This window comes from Dokdonia sp. Asnod2-E02 (genome assembly GCF_045063915.1).
GTDB lineage: Bacteria > Bacteroidota > Bacteroidia > Flavobacteriales > Flavobacteriaceae > Dokdonia.
The window spans coordinates 1,441,557-1,463,157 of record NZ_JBEFNX010000005.1 but is presented as its reverse complement, the minus strand read 5'-3'; the positions used below and the strand labels follow the sequence as shown (position 1 = coordinate 1,463,157).

The 21,601-nt window shown below is 40.5% G+C and carries 19 protein-coding genes; 9 read left to right on the top strand and 10 right to left on the bottom strand.

Going from position 1 to position 21,601, the window contains the following annotated elements; all coding sequences use genetic code 11:
- Complete coding sequence (locus ACJJVM_RS06550; RefSeq protein WP_405211161.1) at nt 1-1,203, top strand: tetratricopeptide repeat protein; 1,203 nt, start codon at nt 1-3, stop codon at nt 1,201-1,203.
- Nucleotides 1,204-1,257: 54 nt separating this feature from the next.
- Nucleotides 1,258-1,749 carry a hypothetical protein gene (locus ACJJVM_RS06545; RefSeq protein ID WP_148305656.1) on the top strand — a complete coding sequence of 164 codons (492 nt, stop codon included), beginning with the start codon at nt 1,258-1,260 and terminating at the stop codon, nt 1,747-1,749.
- A gap of 17 nt (nt 1,750-1,766) precedes the next feature.
- On the opposite strand, the gene ACJJVM_RS06540 is transcribed toward ACJJVM_RS06545, so the two are convergent.
- Nucleotides 1,767-2,903 carry a glycosyltransferase gene (locus tag ACJJVM_RS06540; RefSeq protein ID WP_405211160.1) on the bottom strand — a complete coding sequence of 379 codons (1,137 nt, stop codon included), beginning with the start codon at nt 2,901-2,903 and terminating at the stop codon, nt 1,767-1,769.
- On the bottom strand, nt 2,903-3,865 hold the full coding sequence (locus tag ACJJVM_RS06535) for a lysylphosphatidylglycerol synthase domain-containing protein (RefSeq protein ID WP_405211159.1): 963 nt from the start codon (nt 3,863-3,865) through the stop codon (nt 2,903-2,905). The genes ACJJVM_RS06540 and ACJJVM_RS06535 overlap by 1 nt, the downstream gene beginning before the upstream one ends.
- Nucleotides 3,866-3,908: 43 nt before the next feature.
- Between ACJJVM_RS06535 and ruvC the strand changes: the two genes are divergently transcribed.
- From ruvC to pbpC, 6 genes are all read left to right on the top strand, one after another.
- On the top strand, nt 3,909-4,463 hold the full coding sequence (gene ruvC, locus ACJJVM_RS06530; RefSeq protein ID WP_035335461.1) for a crossover junction endodeoxyribonuclease RuvC: 555 nt from the start codon (nt 3,909-3,911) through the stop codon (nt 4,461-4,463).
- A 16-nt stretch (nt 4,464-4,479) separates the two neighbouring features.
- Nucleotides 4,480-5,613 carry a radical SAM family heme chaperone HemW gene (gene hemW / locus ACJJVM_RS06525; protein ID WP_405212180.1) on the top strand — a complete coding sequence of 378 codons (1,134 nt, stop codon included), beginning with the start codon at nt 4,480-4,482 and terminating at the stop codon, nt 5,611-5,613.
- Nucleotides 5,614-5,694: 81 nt separating this feature from the next.
- Nucleotides 5,695-6,453 carry a cyclase family protein gene (locus tag ACJJVM_RS06520; RefSeq protein ID WP_405211158.1) on the top strand — a complete coding sequence of 253 codons (759 nt, stop codon included), beginning with the start codon at nt 5,695-5,697 and terminating at the stop codon, nt 6,451-6,453.
- Nucleotides 6,453-6,767 (top strand): antibiotic biosynthesis monooxygenase, encoded by a 315-nt coding sequence (locus tag ACJJVM_RS06515; protein WP_298352613.1) that lies wholly within the window; start codon nt 6,453-6,455, stop codon nt 6,765-6,767. Before ACJJVM_RS06520 ends, ACJJVM_RS06515 begins: the two co-directional genes overlap by 1 nt.
- Before the next feature lie 216 nt (nt 6,768-6,983).
- Nucleotides 6,984-12,599: an alpha-2-macroglobulin family protein gene (locus ACJJVM_RS06510; protein ID WP_405211157.1), complete on the top strand. Its 5,616-nt coding sequence runs from the start codon at nt 6,984-6,986 to the stop codon at nt 12,597-12,599.
- A gap of 5 nt (nt 12,600-12,604) precedes the next feature.
- Complete coding sequence (gene pbpC / locus ACJJVM_RS06505; RefSeq protein ID WP_405211156.1) at nt 12,605-14,974, top strand: penicillin-binding protein 1C; 2,370 nt, start codon at nt 12,605-12,607, stop codon at nt 14,972-14,974.
- A 3-nt stretch (nt 14,975-14,977) separates the two neighbouring features.
- Here the strand turns inward: pbpC and ACJJVM_RS06500 are convergent, their stop codons facing one another.
- From ACJJVM_RS06500 to ACJJVM_RS06480, 5 genes are read right to left on the bottom strand one after another with little or no spacing between them, the layout of a single operon-like run.
- Complete coding sequence (locus ACJJVM_RS06500; RefSeq protein ID WP_405211155.1) at nt 14,978-15,460, bottom strand: YciI family protein; 483 nt, start codon at nt 15,458-15,460, stop codon at nt 14,978-14,980.
- 1 nt (nt 15,461) lies between these two features.
- Complete coding sequence (locus ACJJVM_RS06495) at nt 15,462-15,929, bottom strand: CYTH domain-containing protein (RefSeq protein WP_405211154.1); 468 nt, start codon at nt 15,927-15,929, stop codon at nt 15,462-15,464.
- Nucleotides 15,930-15,952: 23 nt separating this feature from the next.
- Nucleotides 15,953-16,330 (bottom strand): VOC family protein, encoded by a 378-nt coding sequence (locus ACJJVM_RS06490; protein WP_405211153.1) that lies wholly within the window; start codon nt 16,328-16,330, stop codon nt 15,953-15,955.
- Between the two features lie 5 nt (nt 16,331-16,335).
- Nucleotides 16,336-16,704: a VOC family protein gene (locus tag ACJJVM_RS06485; protein ID WP_405211152.1), complete on the bottom strand. Its 369-nt coding sequence runs from the start codon at nt 16,702-16,704 to the stop codon at nt 16,336-16,338.
- On the bottom strand, nt 16,688-17,356 hold the full coding sequence (locus ACJJVM_RS06480) for an NAD(P)H-binding protein (RefSeq protein ID WP_405211151.1): 669 nt from the start codon (nt 17,354-17,356) through the stop codon (nt 16,688-16,690). The genes ACJJVM_RS06485 and ACJJVM_RS06480 overlap by 17 nt, the downstream gene beginning before the upstream one ends.
- A gap of 57 nt (nt 17,357-17,413) precedes the next feature.
- Here ACJJVM_RS06480 and dinB point away from each other — a divergent pair, with 57 nt between their 5' ends.
- The gene (gene dinB / locus ACJJVM_RS06475) at nt 17,414-18,526 is read left to right on the top strand and encodes a DNA polymerase IV (RefSeq protein WP_035335468.1); all 1,113 of its coding nucleotides are present in this window, start codon (nt 17,414-17,416) and stop codon (nt 18,524-18,526) included.
- Here dinB and ACJJVM_RS06470 read toward each other — a convergent pair.
- The 3 genes from ACJJVM_RS06470 to ACJJVM_RS06460 all read right to left on the bottom strand — a co-directional run bounded on the left by ACJJVM_RS06470 (nt 18,523) and on the right by ACJJVM_RS06460 (nt 21,599).
- The gene (locus tag ACJJVM_RS06470; RefSeq protein ID WP_405211150.1) at nt 18,523-18,957 is read right to left on the bottom strand and encodes a YybH family protein; all 435 of its coding nucleotides are present in this window, start codon (nt 18,955-18,957) and stop codon (nt 18,523-18,525) included. The genes dinB and ACJJVM_RS06470 overlap by 4 nt on opposite strands.
- Nucleotides 18,958-19,009: 52 nt before the next feature.
- Complete coding sequence (locus tag ACJJVM_RS06465; protein ID WP_396597493.1) at nt 19,010-20,113, bottom strand: DUF4407 domain-containing protein; 1,104 nt, start codon at nt 20,111-20,113, stop codon at nt 19,010-19,012.
- Between the two features lie 214 nt (nt 20,114-20,327).
- Nucleotides 20,328-21,599: a mechanosensitive ion channel family protein gene (locus tag ACJJVM_RS06460; protein ID WP_405211149.1), complete on the bottom strand. Its 1,272-nt coding sequence runs from the start codon at nt 21,597-21,599 to the stop codon at nt 20,328-20,330.
- Between the last annotated feature and the right edge of the window lie 2 nt (nt 21,600-21,601).

Below are 21,601 nucleotides of genomic sequence, written 5' to 3'. Positions count from 1 at the left end.
ATGAAAAAACTATTTATAGTAATTGTAATTGGGATGATATCAAAAGTCGGGGCGCAAGCTCCGGCTTTGGCCGTTGCAGATAGTTTATACGCCACTGGTGAGTATACAAAGGCAATAGCCCAGTACGAGAAGATTCAAGAACCTACAGCACGTGTATTGTTACAAATAGCCAGAGCATATAAAGGGAAGGGAGCAAAAACAGCTGCTCTTAACTTTTATAAAAAGTCACTAGAGCTTAACGATAAACAACCCATCGCCGCAACCGAGTATGGAAGGTTACTCCTCACAAAATCAAAATTTAAAGAAGCAGACAGTGTTTTTTCTATACTTTCAATGAGATACCCCACAAATGCCGAGTATCACTATCAATGGGGACGAGCACTTAAAAAGACCGCGGTAAAGGACACCTTAGTTTTAAATAAAAAAGTAGATAATGAAAAGATAGATACCTCAGAAAAGGCTTTTGCAAAAGCAGTTCAGCTGGACTCAACACATCAAAAGGCAATGTTTGAACTTGCAAAGTATCACTTGGGTCATAAAAACTATCCAGAGGTTGAGACAATCTGTAAAAAAGCACTTGAAAGCGAGCCAGAAAATATTGAGATTATAGGCGTGCTTGCTCAAAGTTACTATTACAAAGGCTGGTGGATAGAGGCAATAGATCTTTTTAACCAGTTGCTCGATATGGGAGTAGATACCTTATTTGTGAGAAATAAACTAGGGCGTGCCTACTACGAGAAAAGAATGTATCCAGAGGCTATAGAGGCTTATGAAGAAGTACTTGCTTATGATGACGAAGACTGGGGTACACTTATCACCCTTGCTAGGTTATATAACTTTAATCGTGAGTATGACAAGGCCTTAGAGTATGGAAAAAAAGCCTTGTATTTCAAAAATCTACCGCTAGATGATGTGTATTATACAATGGGTCGAGCGTATGAATTTAAGAAGGATTATGAGCAGGCGATGAAGTACTACAGAAAATCTACTAAGGAAGATGCAAACAACCTTGATGCGGTCTATGCAACCGCCGTGGCTGCAGATAATTATTATGAAGATAAGGAAGAAGTACTCAAACTCTATGAGAAGTTTGTGGCACAGTCTAAGAAATTAAAAAAGCGTCCTTACTTAGCAAGAATTGCTCAAGAGCGAATAACACTACTCAAAAGAGAAATTTTTGAGGCACAAGAGAAGAAAGAGTAGGCCAGTGATGGTCGCTTTTTGGAGCGGTTTAAATATTGTATTTTCGAGCTACGTATGAAATGGTTTTTACATCGTGGCTTATTGATAATCACAGCAGTAGTTGTGATGACTTCGTGCGACCAGATTGAAACCAAAAAAATATCTTCTTCGCAGTACCTTTCTGAGAGTTGGAAGGCAATAGATCTACATAGAGTAGATGGGTATCCCACTTTTGATACCTGTGCTACGTTGCCAGAAGGGGAGCCGCTTAAGGCTTGTTTTCAAGAGACGGTTACAAAGACCTTTTACGAGTCATTTGGAAAACATACCATCGTAGTGCAACGCGCTCTAGACGACACTATATTTGTTGACTTTGTAGTAAACGAAAAAGGGAAGTACTGCATAGATACACTCAAAATCGCTCAAGAAATCCGCACAGAAATCCCTCGCCTAGAACAGTGGATACACGAAGCCGCAAGACAATTACCAGAAGCAAAACCTGCAACTAAAGAAGGCGTACCCGTAAAAACACGATTTAAAATCCCTGTGGTTTTAAAGGTGGAGTAATAGTAAGTCACGACAAACTATTTCTTGTAGTTGCGACCTTTCCATTGATACTCAGTAGTAAGCGATCTAAGGGCTATGTAGGTGCTTATAAAAGGGTAGCAAACCATCACAACTGGATACCATTTTAAATATCTTTTTCGATTGTAAAAAGAAGCTTCGGATGCAATGAGGATAACATCAACCACTAGTTTTATGACTAAGCCCATTAGTATGATGGATTGGGTTTCCGCTTTCGCGAAAGCGTAATAAAGAACTCCCACAACACTTAAAAGATTAACTGCCAAAACAAGAATCCCCATTAGTTTTGAGAACCAAAAGGTATAAGCACTAGACTTTGCCGCCCAGCGTGTGCGCTGTGCTATAAATATGTTCCACTGCTCTTGAGGCTGTGTGGTTACAATCGCATCTGGAGAGCGTAAATAGCTTATCCTATTTTTAAACTTCTCTTGAAATTTCTCGAGCAAAAAATGATCATCTCCACTAGCGATGTGATTATTATTTGCAAAGCCTTGAACGGCTGTAAAGGCTTCTTTTTCATAAGCGAGATTTGCTCCGTTACATAAAAAAGGTGAGCCCATATAAAAGCTTCCGGCGGTTGCGCCCATAAGACTCAAAAAGTCCAATTGCTCATAGGCAGTTAAAAATGAAGGCTTAACCGTGGAAGCGATGGCAACGGGCATAATCACCATAAGTGGTGATTGTTGCTGGATGATAGCGTCTAATGTGTTGAGCCAGTTTACGGGCACGGTACAGTCGGCATCTGTGGTCACAATCCACTGGTGTTTACTGGTATGGATGGCGGTCTGGAGTGCATCTTTCTTTGGCGATGCAGAGGTGCGCACGTTGTCTATAACATCAATGTTTGTAAGCGCATATTGCGATATGCACTTATTTATGACCTCGAGAGAGTTATCTGTAGAGGCATCATTTACTAAGATGATTTCCCAGCTGTTTTGTGGATAGTCAACTTCGGCTAGTGATTGCAGTAAGTTAGTAAGATGCGCTTCTTCATTTCTAAAGGGTACAATAACGGTAAATGTGGTAGTTGTAGCGTCACAAGTTTGTGAGAACGTGCCAGCGCGATTAATCTCAAGCGCAAACCCGAGGATGATAATTCCATAGGGTAAGAAAACAAAAAACAGCATCCAGATCATTATACTGTCTTTATGGTGCTAGTAGGCTTTTGCACGAGTAAAAAGTAGGCGCCAGGTAATAGCGGTACTACTACATTGAGCAGCCACATTAAAAGTACAGTACTTAATACAATCTCTTCGGGTACATTAAACCAGCCAAAAATGAGAACAGCCACACCACCGCGCACCACAACATCTAGTAACTGCATTACAGGTATAAGCGAGCTCACAAGGTAGGTAGCACAAATGCACGCCATTACAAAAGGATAACTTGTGGTAGCTCCTAGCAGGTAGAGAATGAGGTAAAACTGATGTGCAAAAATGATATATCGTATAACGGAAAACAAGCGCACCTTCTTTTTGATGGGTGCAGCAATAGATTTCCAGTACTTCTTGATTTTATACCAAGGATTTCCTTTGAGTGTCCAGTGTACACTTCGTAGTATTTTAGGAAGTATCTGGTACAATACGAGTGCCATAAATATGCTCAAACTCCAAAAGAATATCGCTGTCCCACTAGTAAAAAAGGCAACAACCCCTAAGCCAATGCTCCCAAAAATAAGCGTTGCCAGCAGCTGATACATATTGCCTATAAAGTTTAAGAAGAGTATCTGCTTGCGTTGCTCTTTTGGATAATAGAGAGCCTTTGCACCATAGTCTCCAGCTTTGGCAGGAGTTACAAACCCTACGAGGTGAGCGGTGAGGGTTTGTATTGCGCTTTCGCGAAAGCGTACTAATCTATATATACTCACTAGAGTTTGCCATTTCTTGATTTCAAAAAACCAGTTGGCAGCTGTAAGTAATAGCATAATTATAATATAGAAATATAACGATGATGTGCTAATTTCAGAAAGCTGAAATTGTAGCGACCGTAAATCACCGCGGTCTAGTTTGTCATAAATAAAATAGCCAGCCAGTAGTACAATGAGAATCTTAAGAGTCGCCCAGAGTAATTGCGTAGCTTTGTGAGATAATCTAGGCATTCATTTCTTTGTTAAGGATGAGCACAAAGTAACAATAAAAGCATTGGCAGACGAAAAAATCATATTAGGTATTGATCCTGGAACCACAATTATGGGTTTTGGACTTATCAAGGTTGTGGGTAAAAAGATGGAGTTTATGCAACTCAATGAGTTATTGTTACAAAAGTATAATGACCCTTATGTGAAGCTCAAGCTCATTTTTGAGCGCACCATACATCTTATAGATACGTATCACCCAGATGAGATTGCGATAGAGGCACCGTTTTTTGGTAAGAATGTACAAAGTATGCTCAAGCTAGGTAGAGCACAAGGAGTGGCGATGGCAGCAGGTTTATCTCGAGAAATCCCTATCACAGAGTACCTCCCTAAAAAGATTAAAATGGCAGTTACTGGAAACGGTAATGCAAGTAAGGAGCAGGTGGCAAGAATGCTACAGTCTTTACTAAAACTTAAAACCTTGCCTAAAAACTTAGACTCCACAGATGGTCTTGCCGCAGCAGTGTGTCACTTTTATAATTCTGGAAAAGTAGAAATAGGTAAAAGCTACTCAGGCTGGGAGAGCTTTGTAAAGCAAAATGAAAAACGAGTTAAGAAGTGATATTTCTTTAGAACATATGGCATCCATCTACATCCACATACCATTTTGCAAGCAGGCGTGTCACTATTGTGATTTTCACTTTTCGACCACAATGGGAAAAAAAGAGGAAATGATAACGGCTATCATAAGCGAACTTGAAATGCGTAAAGCCGAGTTTGAAAATGAAGAGGTGTCTAATCTTTATTTTGGCGGTGGGACACCTTCTGTCTTAAACACTGCCGAGATTGAACAAATTATAGATGCTTGCTATGCACATTACAAGATTCAAGAAGATCCGGAGATTACCCTAGAAGCAAATCCAGACGATCTTACTGAGCAAAAAATAAGAGAGCTCGCAGCATCGCCCATTAATAGATTGAGTATAGGCGTGCAATCATTTTATGAAGAAGATCTCAAATTAATGAACCGTGCTCATAACGCTCAAGAGGCAATAGATTGCCTGCGATTAACAAGAGCAAGCTTTCCTAACAGTTCGCTAGATCTTATTTATGGAATTCCTGGGATGAGTAATGAGCGCTGGGAGGAGAATATAGATAAAGCACTAGCGTTAGACCTACCTCATATATCTGCCTACGCGCTTACGGTAGAGCCTAAGACGGCCCTAGAAAATTTTATTAAAAAAGGAATTGTACCTCCGGTAGAAGATGAGGTGGCACAAGAGCATCACGAGCTATTAATACGTAAGATGGAAGCTGCTGGTTATGAAAATTACGAGTTTTCAAACTTTGCAAAACCAGGTTATCATTCTAGAAACAATACGGCATACTGGCAAGGGAAAAAGTACATAGGTATAGGTCCCTCTGCACATAGCTATGACGGTAAGCGCCGCGCGTGGAATATAAATAACAACCCAAAGTACATAAAAGCAATCACGGCTGGAGAGCTACCTCAAGAGGTAGAAGAGCTCTCGCTCACAGACCAGTACAATGAGTATGTAATGACGAGATTGCGCACGCAGTATGGAGTTTCTTTACTTGAGATAAAAGCACAATATGGCGAGCGTTTTTATAACTACTTTTTAGAACACGCTCAAAAACACATAGAGGAACATTTGCTTTTTATAGAAGAAGATAGAGTCTATGTGAGTAAAAAAGGAAAGTTTTTAAGTGATGGTATTGCAAGTGACTTATTTATACTCAACTTAAAGTAGCCTAACTCGTTGCAATGAGTTTAAGTACTCTAGGTAAATCAATAGAGTATTTTTATCTTTAGTTTTCTCTTTAATTACGCTATGCTTGCAACTATAACTCATAATAAAGAAACTTTTAAGGTCAATCTTTCAAAACCTATTGATCTCTCGATTCCCCTTACTTCTAAGAAGAATCCGCTGGCTTGGTATATTGACCCGCCTAAGTTTGAGACAGTCACAGATGGCGAGTGGGTAGGTAGTGTGCGCAAAGGAGGCGATGTAAATTTTACTACCATCACCTTTAACCCACACTCTCACGGAACGCATACAGAGACCGCTGGTCATATCACAGAAAAGGTGCATAGCATTAATAAAAATCTCAAAACATTTTTCTTTATCGCAGAGGTGGTGACGGTCATACCAGAGCCGCTTGATAATGAAGATGATGATTTTATACTAAGTGATAAGCAGTTTAAAAACCTTCTTAAAGATAAATCACCAGAAGCTTTGGTGATACGCACATTGCCTAACGCACGAGAAAAGAAAACAACGAACTGGTCTAACACAAACTGGCCATTTGTAGATGAGAGGGCGATGGTACGCTTTCGCGAAAGCGGTATAAAACACCTCCTCATAGATTTACCTAGTGTAGATAAAGAGAAGGATGGCGGAGAGCTTAAGGGACATCACGCGTTTTGGGATGTAAATGGTGAGATACGACTAGATGCAACCATTACAGAGATGATCTATGTGCCGCATAAAATTCCAGACGGGACGTATCTTCTTAATCTCCAGATTGCCTCTTTTGAAAATGATGCCACACCTAGCAAGCCTATCTTATATAAAATCGAAACAGAATAATGCAACCACCTTACTACGCTGTAATCTTTACGTCTACACAAACTAGTAGCACAAGAGGCTATAAACAAGCAGCAGATCTTATGGAGGAGCTGGCCGCAACAATGCCTGGTTTTCTGGGAGTAGAGGGAGCTAGAAATGATAGCGACCACCTAGGGATTACGGTATCATACTGGCGCTCGCTAGAAGACATTGCAAGATGGAAAGCCCAAGCAGAGCATCAAGGCGCGCAACGTATGGGGAAGTCAGACTGGTACGATAACTATACGGTGAGAATATGCAAGGTGGAAAGAGAATATAGCTTTGATAAAAGTTAAATATCTGCCAAATGTTAAATAGAAACATACGATGTTTTTTAACATTTGCGTTGCAATTATAACCACACCTCCCAAGGTAATATTTCACGTTTATAAATCATCAATGTGTTTAAAATCAGCTATTTTTAGCTTGTCTGAGAACACCCTTATTTTAGATTTATTTTTAATGTCATAAGCACATTGATCTAAAGTAAGCACCTAACACCATCACTCAAAATGCCTAACTATCATCTCTCATCCTCCTGTATCAAAAAAACGATTATAACTAGGTATGCATACGTCCTGCTGGCTTTGCTTACCATAACTATTTCTTGTAAAGAGAAGAGCACACCTACAGACAATCTTTTTAAGTTTAAAGATTACATTTCTTACACGACAGAGGGGCGACAGTCTGTTATGAGCCCTATACGTGTGGAGCTTGCACAGCCACTCACGCAGTTTGAGGTAGACCAGGTGCTACCTAATGACATTATCAAAGTGCGTCCTAAAGTTTCTGGAGTGTTTAGTCTTCATAACAGTAGACTCTTAGAGTTTATACCAGAAGAGCCTCTCAAACCAGACACGGCATACGAGGTCACTCTTATGCTTGATAAACTGTATGATGATCTTGACACAGGGAAGGAGCAATTTACTTTTGGCTTCAAGACCATTACCCCAGATTTTAAAGTAGCGCTGGGAGCTTTGCAATCATATAGTAAGGATTATAATTATCTAGAAGGACAAATAGAAGCGAGTGATGATATCGCTTTCGCGAAAGCGCAACAACTCATAAACGCTTCTCAAAATGGTAATGCACTAGCCGTAAAATGGTTTGATAAAGATGGTGTGTCTAGATTTCATTCATTTAGAATAGATAGCATTTCCCGCTCTAAGGCAGATTCACAAATTATGGTTGCCTGGGATGGTAAAGCTATAGGAGCCAGAGACACAAATGGTAAGAACACCATACAAATACCAGGAAAAGATAACTTTAAAATCATAGGCATACATCAAGAGCGCGGCGCAAACGCCTCTGTGATTATAAATTTTTCTGACCCATTAAAGGATAACCAAAACTTTGCTGGACTCGTGACAATTGCGCGTGCAGGAAACCTTCGCTTTGAAGTAAATGGAAATGTACTACAGGTATATCCAGAAAATAAGATAGTAGGTAATGCACTGGTTGAGGTTTTTCAAGGAATAAAAAGTACTGATGACTATAAGTTGAAACAACCCTTTAAAGAGACCGTAAGTTTTGAGCAAATAAAACCTGCCATACGGGCTATCACAAATGGAGTTATTCTTCCAAAATCTACGAGTACTCCTTACTATTTTGAGGCAGTAAATCTTACACACGTAGACGTGAGAGTGATTAAGATTTATGAAGATAATGTACTCGAGTTTTTACAAGAGGGATCGCTTAATAATACGAGTAGTTATAACCTTAAAAAAGTGGGTAGGCGCATAGCAAAAAAAACGATTGAGATTGCACAACAAGGTGATCTTAACACCGGCCAGTGGCAAGCTCACGGGGTAGATCTCTCAGCTATTTTTAAGGCAGATCCTGGAGCATTGTATAGAGTAGAGATAAGTTACAAACCTTCTTATGCTATTTATGAGTGTGATGATGCTGTTGCTGGTAGTATAGAAGAAGATAGTTATGAGGACTATTATGAAGATGCATATACCGAGGTAGAAAGTCCAGATGAAGATGCTAGAGAGGAGCAGTACTGGGATAACCGTATTTATAGATGGCGTAAGCAAGTGTATGACTGGAGACAAGAAGATAATCCTTGCCACCCTGCATACTATCAAGAGTCAAAATTTGTAAATAGTAATTTACTAGGGAGTAATCTAGGGGTGATTGTAAAAAAAGGAAAAGACAATTCCTACTTGTTTGCAACATCAGATATTGTGACTACTACGCCAGAGGCAAACACAAAAATCACATTATATAATTACCAAAAGCAACCTATTGCAACAGTCACTACAGATGCGACTGGAATAGCTCAAGTAACACCAGATGGCTACCCAGTATATGCTGTTGCAGTAAAAGATGGAAACTATGCTTACTTAAAACTGCAAGATGGGCATAGTCTCTCTATGAGTAAATTTGATATTGCGGGTAATCAACTTGAAAAAGGGCTTAAAGGTTTTACCTACCTAGACAGAGGTGTACATCGCCCTGGAGATACCATCCACCTTACTTTTGCACTTAATGATAAGGCAAACCCGCTGCCAGAAGACCACCCAGTAAAGCTGGAAGTGACAGATGCACGAGGTAAACTTATGTATAGAAAGGTAGCGTCTGGATCAAAAAGAGGATCTCAAAATGGAAGCCAAGCGCTTAATAACTTTTATTATTTCCCGGTTCCTACAGAGCAGGACGCTCCTACGGGTAACTATAATGCTACCATCTCTGTGGGAGGTGCCACATTTAACAAAACGCTCAAAGTAGAAACCATAAAACCTAATCGCCTTAAAGTAGACCTTACTTTTAAAGATGAGATACTACAAGCAAGCGGAAATCTTATGGGAGATGCCGCTGTAAAATGGTTACACGGAGCGCCTGCCAGAAATTTGAAAATTAAAACAAACGTAACTATACGCAAGTCAAGTAGCGGGTTTAGCAAGTTTCCTGGATATAATTTTTATGACCCAATTAGGGAGTTTGATGAGGTTAGTATAGATGTGCTAGATGGCACTCTGGATAATGAAGGCAACATAAAGATTAATAAAAAAATAGATTTGAGTAAGCGAGCACCGGGTATGCTCAAGGCAACGTTTGTTACAAAAGCCTATGAGGGAGGAGGTGACTTCTCTCTAGATGTGGTAAGTAAGGATGTCGCACCGTTTGATCACTTTGTTGGTCTGCGAGCTCCAAAAAGTCGTGCCTACGGCAGTTATTACACAGATCAAAATATAGAGTTTGACCTAGCTACTACAAATGCTCAAGGCGCACCAGCTGCGGGTCGTAAGCTTCAAGTAAAAGTATTTAAAATGTCTTGGCGCTGGTGGTGGAACAGGAGTCGAGATAATTACTCTACTTATGAAACAAGTACCGTACATACACCTGTACAAGACTTTACAGTCACTTCTGGTTCTAACGGAAAAACAAGTTTTAACCTCAATATTCCTGAGAAGGAAAGCGGGCGTTATCTCATACGTGTTATAGATCCAGAAAGCGGTCACGCTACAGGCCGTATCGCATATTTTTATAGAAACTGGGGTGGTTTTCAAAGGGACTCAGAAAGTGCAAAGATGCTCGTGTTTTCGGCAGATAAGGAAGAGTATAGTGTGGGAGATAATGCCACCATTACATTCCCATCTTCGGCGGGAGGTAGAGCGCTTGTGAGTATTGAAAATGGTACAAAAGTACTCGAGAGTTATTGGGTAGAAACCCAGCAAGGTAAAACCAATTTTTCCATACATGTTACCTCCGCAATGGCGCCTAATGTGTATGTGAATATTTCGCTATTACAACCTCATAAACAATCTGTAAATGACCTTCCTATTAGGCTTTATGGTGTAATTCCTTTGATGGTAAAAGATAGACAAACAGTGTTAGAGCCGGTAGTCACTATGCCAGATGTATTAAAGCCAGAAGAGCCATATACCATCAAAATCACAGAAAAAAATAATAAACAGATGACCTACACCATCGCCGTAGTAGATGATGGCTTGCTGAATCTTACAAGATTTCAAACACCAAAAATTCATAAGCATTTTTATAGCAGAGAAGCACTAGGTGTGAAGTCTTTTGATATGTATGATTATGTGATAGGTGCATATTCTGGCAGTGTAGATAATATTTATGCAATAGGAGGTGGTGATGCTGCGAGTGCTGCCAAAAATAGAAAGGCAGAACGCTTTAAACCTGTAGTTACTTATTTGGGGCCTTTCGCTTTAAGCGAAAACGAAACAAAGTCACATAAGGTAACGATGCCTAACTATGTAGGCTCTGTGAGAGCAATGGTAATTGCTGGAGATGCCACAAAAAGCGCCTATGGATCTGTAGAAAAGACAGTACCTGTGCGTAAACCGCTTATGGTTTTAGGTTCGCTTCCGCGAAAGTTATCTCCGGGAGAACACGTGACTTTACCAGTAACAGTGTTTGCAATGGAAAAGAACATCAAGCAGGCTAAGATTACCGTCAAAACATCTGAAGCTTTTAAAGCATCTGAAGGGAATGTAAAAAAGGTAAATTTCACGCAAGTGGGAGAAAAAATAGTTCCTTTTGAGTTTGATGTGCAAGCTGCTACAGGAGTGCAAACCGTACAAATTATTGTAGAAGGTCACGGAGAACGTGCAACCTATGATGTTGAGATAGACGTAGAAAACCCAAATCCTATTACTCAAAAAGTAACCGATTACGAACTAGACCCTAGCAGTAATCTTACTATTGATTATGAGACGTATGGTGTGGCAGGGACTAATGAAAGCGCTTTGGAGTTTTCGACATTACCACCTATGGATTTTACTAAGCGTATGCAGTATTTAATACGTTACCCACACGGCTGTGTAGAGCAAACTACCTCTGGAGTTTTTCCGCAACTGTTTTTAGATGATGTTTTTGATCTTACGTATGAGCAAAAACGGGATGCGCAACAGCATATTAAAGACGGTATTGCGAGGCTAGGCCGTTTCCAAAACACAGACGGAGGTCTAGGTTACTGGCAGGGAGAAACAGAAGCAGACCTATGGGGTACCACCTATGCTGGACACTTTATGATAGAAGCCCAGAAAAAGGGATATGCATTACCGCTCACTTTTATGAATAACTGGTTACGTTTTCAGAAAAAGGAGGCTCGTGAATGGAGATCTGGACAACAAAGTTATAATGCAACGCTAGTACAAGCATATCGCTTATATACGCTCGCACTTGAGGGACAACCCGACCTTGCAGCGATGAACCGTCTTCGTGAGAATACAAATTTAAGTAATGAAGCAACCTGGAGGCTTGCAGGAGCTTATGCACTAGCAGGTCAAGACAAAGTAGCTGGCCAACTTGCCGCTACGGCAAATGTAGATTTTACTCCAAAAAAGTATGACTACCATACCTATGGCTCGGTATATCGCAACAGGGCAATGGCGCTAGAAACGATGGTGCTTCTTAATGATAGTAAGCAAAAAGAGCTTGCTATAAGTATAGCCAAAACGCTAGCTTCAGACAGGTGGTTAAGTACTCAAGAAACCAGTTATGCACTGCTGGCTATGGCAAAAATGGTTGTAAAGAACGGAGGTAAAGCAATGCAGTTCTCTTATACAAAAGATGGAAAAGAGTATAGTGTAGATACTCAGCAAGCTATCGCTCTACGTGATATAAAAACACAGGACGGAACAAATAAACTCGTTATAAAAAATGCTAAAAATAGTACCGTGTTCATACGTCTTGTGCAAAGTGGTAAGTTACCATTAGGCAAAGAGCTTGTAAATCAAAAAAACCTACAGGTTAAAACAACCTTTTATAACCTCGCTGGTAAAGTGATGTCTATCAATAATCTCCAGCAGGGAGAAGAGTTTACAGCAAAAATTACGGTGAGTAATACGAGCAGAGATTATGTAGATAATGTCGCGCTTACACAAATCTTCCCTAGCGGTTGGGAGATAGTAAATACACGTTTTACAGATGCTCAGGGAGGTACAGCAGGAAGCGCCCGATATACAGATATAAGAGACGATCGTGTGCAGTTTTATTTTGATATGAGTAAGACCAGTACAAGAACATTTACGGTTCGTCTTAATGCGAGTTACTTAGGTGATTACTATTTACCAGGTACTCAGGTAGAGGCTATGTATGATGCGACTTATTATGCCAGATCAAAAGGTACTTGGATAAAAGTTAAGAACTAACAGCGATGTACAGCCGCCTCCTACATATCATAAAGCGCCATAAAATCAAGTTTATACTTGTGGTGTTATTTATGTTGTACTGGGTTTTTTCTATACCGCAGCAGGTTTTTAAAGATCCTCACGCTACAGTGGTTGAGAGTGCGAGTGGTGAGTTGCTGGGCGCCCGCATTGCTAGTGACGGGCAATGGCGTTTTCCGGCATTAGATCGTGTTCCTCATAAGTTTGAAAAGTGTATTCTGTTATTTGAAGATGAGTATTTTTATTCCCATCCAGGATTTAATCCCGTGGCGATGGGAAAAGCAATATGGGGTAATATCACTACAGATAAGCGTCGTGGCGGGAGCACCATTACACAACAAGTAATTAGACTTTCTAGAAAAGGAAAACAACGCTCCTATACAGAAAAAGTAGTCGAACTTATAAAAGCTACACGTCTCGAGGCAGGCTATTCAAAAGATGAAATTCTGGGTATGTATGCTACCTATGCGCCCTTTGGCGGTAACGTAGTAGGGTTAGAAACTGCCGCTTGGAGATATTTTGGACTCCCGGCGTCACAGTTAAGTTGGGGGCAAATGGCGGCACTTGCAGTATTACCTAACAATCCTAGTATGGTGCGACCGGGTAAAAATGAGATTACGCTTTCGCGAAAGCGTAACAACCTCCTTAAAAAACTTTGGGAAACAGGAGAAATAGACAAAACTACCTACGAGCTATCGCTGCTAGAAAAACTACCCGGAAAACCCTATCCATTACCACAAATTGCTCCTCATCTAGTTGATAGAATTGCTAAAGAATCTCGTGGAAAAAGAGTTCAAACCACGGTACAACTTCCTATACAGCGAGACCTCAATAGACTTGCCAAAGAGCATTATGGCCTGTTAAAGCAAAATGAAATTTACAACCTAGCGATAGTGGTTATGGACGTAAATACAAAAGAGGTTGTAGGCTATGTAGGAAACGCACCAACAGATGCAGCACACCAAAAAGATGTAGATATTATCACAAAGTACCGTAGCACAGGAAGCACGTTAAAACCTTTGCTTTATGCGGGAATGCTAGATGAAGGGCTCATATTGCCACAAACATTAGTCCCAGATATACCTACGAGTATCAGTACCTATAGACCACAAAATTTTGATAACGAGTATCAAGGCGTAGTACCGGCAGATGTGGCTCTTGCAAAATCGCTCAATGTACCTGCAGTGCGATTACTACGTGAGTACGGGCTTGACAAGTTTTATAAAAATGTACAAGAGATGCATATGAGAGGTATAGATAAACCCGCCTCTCACTACGGACTTGCAATTATATTAGGAGGTGTAGAGAGCAGTCTTTTTGAGTTGACAAAAACCTATGCAGGGATGGCAAACACCCTTAACACATTTAATAGGTCTAGTAGTGAGTATACTTTGGAGTCTTATAGGGATTATCGTTATGTCAAAAGAGATAATCTGGCTTCTGTAAAAAAGAGTGTCCCCTTGCAAAGTGAGCCCGAGGTATTTTCGGCGGGAGCTATTTATAAAACGCTTGAGACACTGCAAACTGTAAATAGACCAAGCGGCGAAGAAAACTGGCAGTTTTATGAAGATGCCCAACCTGTGGCTTGGAAAACAGGGACGAGTTTTGGTTTTAAAGATGCGTGGGCAGTAGGGGTTACGCCTCAATATGCAATAGGAGTGTGGGTAGGTAATGCAGATGGAGAAGGAAGACCAGGGATTACAGGAATACAAGCAGCAGCGCCATTGTTTTTTGATGTGTTGCGTAGCTTGCCAGTAAATGGCTCTTGGTTTGACACTCCATACGATGCACTCGTGGAGACTACGGTTTGCACAAAAAGCGGAATGAAAGCGAGTCCATATTGTGTAGAAACACGTAAAGAGCAAATACCTCACGCTGGGGAGCACACAACTTCTTGCTCATATCACAAGCAAATGTACCTCTCTGCAAATAAGGAATATCTAGTAAACTCAGATTGTTATGAGCTTGATGAGATGACGGCTGTCACCTATTTTACACTACCTGCTACAATGGAGTATTACTATGCAAGCAAGCATCCAGATTATAAAGAATTGCCACCGTACCATCCAGATTGTAGCTTTTCTGGAGAAATGCCTATGGCCTTTATGTATCCTAAAAATAATGAAGGAGTTATACTCCCCAAGGATTTTGATGCAGCAGTAAACGATGTCGTGTTTAAAGTCTCTCACCGTAACCCTGAGACTAAGATTTTCTGGTATCTAGATAATGAGTTTATAGGAGCTACAGAAGATTTTCACGAGCTAGCTGTTACACCAGAAGTAGGAAATTATACACTCACCGTAGTAGATGCAGCAGGTAATGAAATTAAGAAAAAAATTGAGGTTTCTAGAGGGTAATGTCTATCTCAAAGCAAACCCTTTTCCAGCCCAAAGCGGTTTTATATCTACTACCAGTCGGCCACTTTGTACTGCAGGATCTAGGCGTACGAGACTATCTGCTGTGGCAAGGTTAGGGACGTTGTAAATGGTTATTCCCTGTGTAATACCTAAGTTATCTTCTAGAGGTCCAGATATATCTGCATAGCCTAGCTCGTACATACGACCTAGATGCGCGCGATGTCCTTTTTGAATCTCTGCCGCCTCATCTTCACTTTGCGCTCTATTAGGTCCCGTATTGAGAAAAGCTAGAAAATACTTTTGCATAATTACCGTGTCCTGAATATCATTATCGTAATAATCGAATATCTCAAAACCATTGGCTTTGAGATCTGTAATTTGTTGTGCTTTACTAGGTGAAGCTGCGACATCGCTAGTATTTGTCTCAACCTTAGATTGACAACTTATTAGTAGTACGAGTACTAAGAAAGTGAGTATAATTTTCATTTTACCAATTTTTAAAAGGATTCTCAGATAGCTGCGAGTTGTAATATTTGTTATCTCCTGTCACTTCGTTACCTATCCATTCTGGTGTTGTAAAATCTTCTTCTTCAGCGTTGAGTTCTATTTCGGCGATGGTTAGTCCTTCGTTTTCTCCATAAAATTCATCTATTTCCCAGGTGTGATTACCTGCGGTATACTCGTAACGTGTTTTATCTATAACTCCGGGAAGGCATAGTGATAGAAGCGTTTGCGCCTTGTCTACTGCGATTTCTTCTTCTATTTCTACACGCGTAGTACCGCTATCGTTTGATTTTCCTTTAATGGTAAGAAAGCCTTTCTCGCCTTTAATGCGCACTCTTACAGTTCGCTCAGGATCTGTGCTTAGATAGCCTTGGGTAATACGAGTTGACTTTTGAGCAACTTCTTTAAAAGTCGCTGAGGTTACTAGGAATTTTCGTTCTATTTCTAACATAATGTTGCTGTTATATCTAGCCTTTAGTTAATGCGCCACGGCGGATTTTTACGATTATCACCAGCGTAGTAAAGAATAATTTGATTTCCACCTGGATCCTTAAGTCTTGCCTCTCGCCACAACCACGACTGGTCTGTGGGCAATAGGTCAAAAGTAACATTCTCCCCTTGTAATCGTGACACTTCTTGGTCTAAACGCTCTGTTTCAAAATATACCGTTACTCCAGCACCTGCAGGTAGCTCATCTACAAGATGTATAGAAAACGTAGCATCTCCCTCTGGGCACTCAAAGCGTGCATAATGTGGCAAGGCTTTTACAATGAGACGCAATCCCAGTTGCTCATAAAAAGCAATGGAAGTTGCAAGATCTAGTGACGGTACGGTGATTTGGTTGAGATTCATAGCGTTTATTTTTGCCAGGGAGTTACGGTCGTAGGTGTGTCCTTTTGGTAAAGCACCACATTATTCCCATCGGGATCTTGTAGTGTTAAGTCTTTGCCACCCCAGTCTCTGTATATGGTGGGGCTGAGTACGCTTTCGCGAAAGCGTAATTCAAACCTCTCAATACCGTCTGTTTCAAAGTAAACAGTTACGGGTTGTTCTGGAAGCTTGGGATTATAATAAGCTGTAAAAATGACTTCGTGCTCCTTATTTTCAAAATGTGCGTGATGCTGAGGCTCGTGTTCAATAAGTTCCATACCAATGCCTGTATAAAACGCAATAGCCGCTTTAAGGTCTTGGGAGGGAACGGTGATGTGGTTAAACGTGGTAGGCACTGCTTAGTTCTTTAATCTCCATATTTGTGATGTCTGTGTGGGTTACTGTTTGTTTTGCAAGTTGTGCCATTGCTCTAGCAATATCTTTTGCTTGTGTAGACTTCCACTTTTTGAGCGGTCCCACCATAAAAAAGTCCATAACGGCCATCATCATTTTAAGAGCTTTCTCGCCTTTGCGAGCGTCATCTGGGCGGCCATTTATAAAAGCAGGTTTAAGAATGTAGGTGTTCTCAATTCCTACCTTACTCAAGTCGCGCTCCATCTCACCTTTTGTGCGCACATAGAAAAACGGACTCTTAGCCGAAGTTCCCGCCGAAGAAATGACCATATAACTTGCTATACCGTGTTGTTTTGCTAGTTGTGCCGTTTCAATCGGGATGCCGTAGTCTATAGCTTTATATTTCTCCCTATCTGGCGTTTGGGCCTTCGTTGTGCCTATGCAGCAAAAAATAACATCACCTGTAAATTGCTCCTTGAAGGTACTCGTGTTTAGTAAATCACAAATAATCTCTTCTACTTTGTCGTGTGTAAAAGAGGTAGGCCGCCTTGTAAAAATCTTCACTTTAGAAAATGCTGGGTCTTTTATGACTAACTCTGTTAAAAGTCCGCCAGTAAGACCTGTGGCGCCGAGTATGATTGCTGTTTTAGACATACTCAAAGTTACGATTTATAGTACAAAACCTTCTGAGTACTTTGTAACTTGCATACAATGTCTGAGCTGCCTATAAAAAAGATAATTCACGTAGATATGGATGCATTTTATGCATCTGTAGAGCAGCTGGACAACCCAGATTTACGAGGTAAAGCTATTGCTGTAGGTGGCGGTGGTGAGCGTGGTGTGGTAAGTGCAGCGAGTTATGAGGCTCGTAAGTATGGCGTGCGGTCTGCTATGGCGGGTGCGCTTGCGCGAAAACTGTGTCCCGACCTCATATTTGTAAAGACTAACTTTGAGCGATACCGAGAGGTCTCTGCTCAGATACGCTCGGTTTTTCACGAGTTTACAGATCTTGTAGAACCCTTATCACTAGATGAAGCTTACCTAGATGTCACCGAAAACAAAGTAGGAATGCCTAGCGCAACCGTTATTGCCTCGTGGATACGACAACGCATAAAAGAAAAAACAGGACTAAATGCCAGCGCAGGAATAAGCATCAATAAGTTTATAGCAAAAGTTGCTAGTGATATTAATAAACCCAATGGCCAGAAAACCATACCGCCAGAGGAGGTAATCACCTTTCTTGAGGAACTAGACATCAGAAAGTTTTACGGCATAGGAAAAAAGACTGCCGAAAAAATGTATCTACACGGCATTTTTACAGGGATGGATCTCAAATTAAAATCAAAAGAATATCTGAGTGACAACTTTGGAAAGAGTGGAGCGTACTACTATGATATTGTGAGAGGCATACAACATAGCGAAGTAAAGCCTAACCGCATACGCAAGTCACTTGCGGCTGAGCGCACCTTTAGAGAAAACATCACCTCAGAGATTTTTATGCTTGAAAAGCTAGAACACATAGCCGAAGAAGTGGAGAGAAGATTAGAAAAAAGTAAAGTAGCAGGTAAGACCATTACTCTTAAAATAAAATACTCAGACTTTACACTCCAGACCCGCTCAAAAACGCTAGACTTATACGTGAGGTCTAAAGACATCATACTAGAAACCGCAAAGGACTTACTGTATCAAGAAAAAATGAAAAATAGTGTACGTCTTTTAGGCATCTCACTATCTAACCTCAATACCGAAGACCGTAAAAAGAAGGATGCAGCAAAAGCTGTAAAAGAAGAAGAGATCGATGTACAGATGCGTTTTACGTTCTAGCAAGACATATCTGCTACAATTTTCCAGGCGCCGTTTATACGCTTAAAGATGATGATAAAAACACCGTCTGCATTTCCTACTTTACGTTTGAGATGATATTCTCCCATCACGTAATAAGCGTTTTCTTCTATGAGTGTCATATCATTTATCACAAATTGCAACTCACCTGTGTGATCTAGCGTAGGGTATCCTTTTTTATAATTTGCTAGTGTGTTTTCCCACCCATAGGTAAGGCCTTTACTTCCATAAAAATTTAAGGAATCACTCTTCCAGTAGCCTTGCATAAAAGCTTCTAGATCTCCCTGTGACCAGGCTTCTTGTTGTGCTTTTAAGACAGCGGTAATGGCTGCCTTATCTTGAGCAACTGTAGGTTGTTGCTGGCAATTTATTAATAAGAAACTAGCAAGCAAGAGCGTGATAACGGTTTTCATAATAGGCCTATTTCCTATAAAGATACATTATAGCACATAGGACTAAATGTGACTATCCTAAAATTTTAGTCTGCCGCCTGTAAAAGGCATCTTGCTGGCGTTTTAAAATCTCTTTTGCCATCTTTTTCTTGTAGTTGTATAGCTCTTCATCTTGAGCGATGTCTGTATACACCCGATCATTTACTATATGATCTGTCTCGGTAAGGATCTTGCGTTGTAAGGCTTTTTGTGCGCTCCATTCTTTTATGGTGAGCTCGTGGTCTGCAAGTTTTATATCATACTCACCCATAGGCGAGATAAGCTTAGAAAATATAGGTGCCGTCTCTATGGCAAGAAAGAGTAAGAAAATAAACAGCGAGGGTAGCCACGGTAATTCTTTCATCGCATCTATGCGCGCCATTAATCCGTCAAAGTTATTTATAATGGGCTGACTCGTGCTTACAGCAGTGTTGAACTCATCGCGCAGTTGTATTTTTTGCGCTTCGGCTTGTGCTATTTTTTCTGCATTTGTGGCTTTGAGAGTAGTGAGCTCAGCAAGCGCAGCGTCGTGTTTATCACGTTTTTCTTGATATACGGGGCCTTTACCTAGTAGCTCTGTGCCAGCAGTACCTTCTGCCTCATCTATGTAGATTTCATATAAGTTATTTACTTCTGTCTCTTTGGTAGCGATTTCTTGTTTTGCGGCAGCTATTTGGGCATCCAGTTTATTGATTTCTGGGGTGTATTGTGCGAGTATCTCGCCTTGATTTTGCACGGTAAACTCATTTTTTTGACTGAGCATCACGCGGTCTATCTCTTTCTCAAATATTTTAAGCTCTAAGGGTTTTGAAATCACCACAGCAATAATTACCGCAAGAATAAGGCGCGGAATTGCCATTCCAAATTCTTTCCACCAGTTGTTTCGCTTTTTGAGTGTAGAAACAATAAAACGGTCTAGATTAAAAATAACTAGTCCCCATAATAAACCAAAAAGTATGGCTCTATACACATTATCAAAAACGGTAAAAAGCGCATAGGTTGCTGCGATGGTGGCTAATACGGCTGTAAAAAATACGGTAGCACCTATGCCAGCATATTTATTCTTCTCTCCGCGAGAGCAGGTGTCTAAAACGTCACGATCTGCACCAGAGCAGAGAATAAAAAAGGATTGAATCATAATACGGTTCGTTTAGTTAGTTTTTTGAGTGGGTGGTTGTTATGCAACCGGCTGATTGATGAGGGTGTGGAGTACTACAACGACGGTTTCCTGCTTTTTCGTATGTATTACATAACAAGGTGCAGGCGTAGGTGAGACTCTTGCTTTAAGAGACTCATAAAATATGAGATTGTTGCAGTTGTGTGTGTTACGCTTTCGCGAAAGCGTATAAAACCTATTGAGAAACGTCTATAAAGTTATCACGATTAGGACTACTAGGGTACTCAAAGAGCTCAAGATCAAAGTAAGGTACGGCGGCCAAAAAATGGTCAAAAAGATCTGCCATTATGTACTCGTAGTTTTCCCACTTTTTGTCCTTGCTAAAGCAATACACCTCTAATGGGATACCTTGTGCAGTAGGAGCCAGCTGGCGACACATAAGAAGCATCTCTTTGTGTATGGCGCTGTGGTTTTGAATATAGGTCTCCATATATTTTCTAAAAAGACCTACGTTAGTCAGGTTGCTACCATTAATCTGGATAGACTTATCAGAATCATCTCGCTCGTTAATGCGAGCCAGTTTTTCCTCCATATTTGTGAGGTAATCTGTGATGAGTCCTATCCTCTTAAAGCGCTGTATATCCTCGTCTGTAAGAAACTTTATGCTGTCTTGTTTTATATATAAAGAACGTTTTATGCGACGACCAGGACTGTCTGTCATACCACGCCAGTTCTTAAAAGAGTCTGAGATAAGCGCGTAGGTAGGTATGGTTGTGATGGTCATATCAAAGTTTTGAACCTTTACCGTTGCGAGGTTAATCTCTACCACATCACCATCTGCTCCATACTTTTCAAAAGTAATCCAGTCGCCTATGCGCACCATATCATTTATAGCAACCTGAATACTTGCTACAAACCCAAGAATAGTATCCTTAAAAATGAGTAATATAATGGCTGAGGCGGCACCAAAAGTTCCCAAGGCCTGCCCTAGTGATACAGGTGTGAGAAGACTTATTGCATAGAATATAGTAAACACCCACGCAAAAATCATAAAGACCTGTATGTAGCTATCTATAGGTTTATCACGTAAACCTGGTACTGTTTTAAAGTAATCTCTAAGGGTATGTAAAAGTGCTCTTATAATACGTAGCGCAAGAATGACTCCTATAAGATTGAGTATGACACTAAAGACGTGCTCAATTTCAAGAAAATCGTCTAGTACAAATGGAAGCGCCCCTATAAGTAAGTATAAAGGGAGTATGTGCGCTAGTCTTCTAGGTACTCGGTTTTTGATGAGGAGATCATCAAAGTTTGTTTTTGAACTTTTTGAAATATATGCAGCGAGGTTGCGCAGTACTTTGCGCACGAGCATATCTGCCAGAAAAACCAACACTAGCACAATAACACCTAGTATAAAGGCATTGAGATACTTAGAGAAGGTTTCTGATAGTCCCCAATCAATAAAATGATCAAAGAAAAAACAGCTTATTTCCTTTTTATAATCCATTG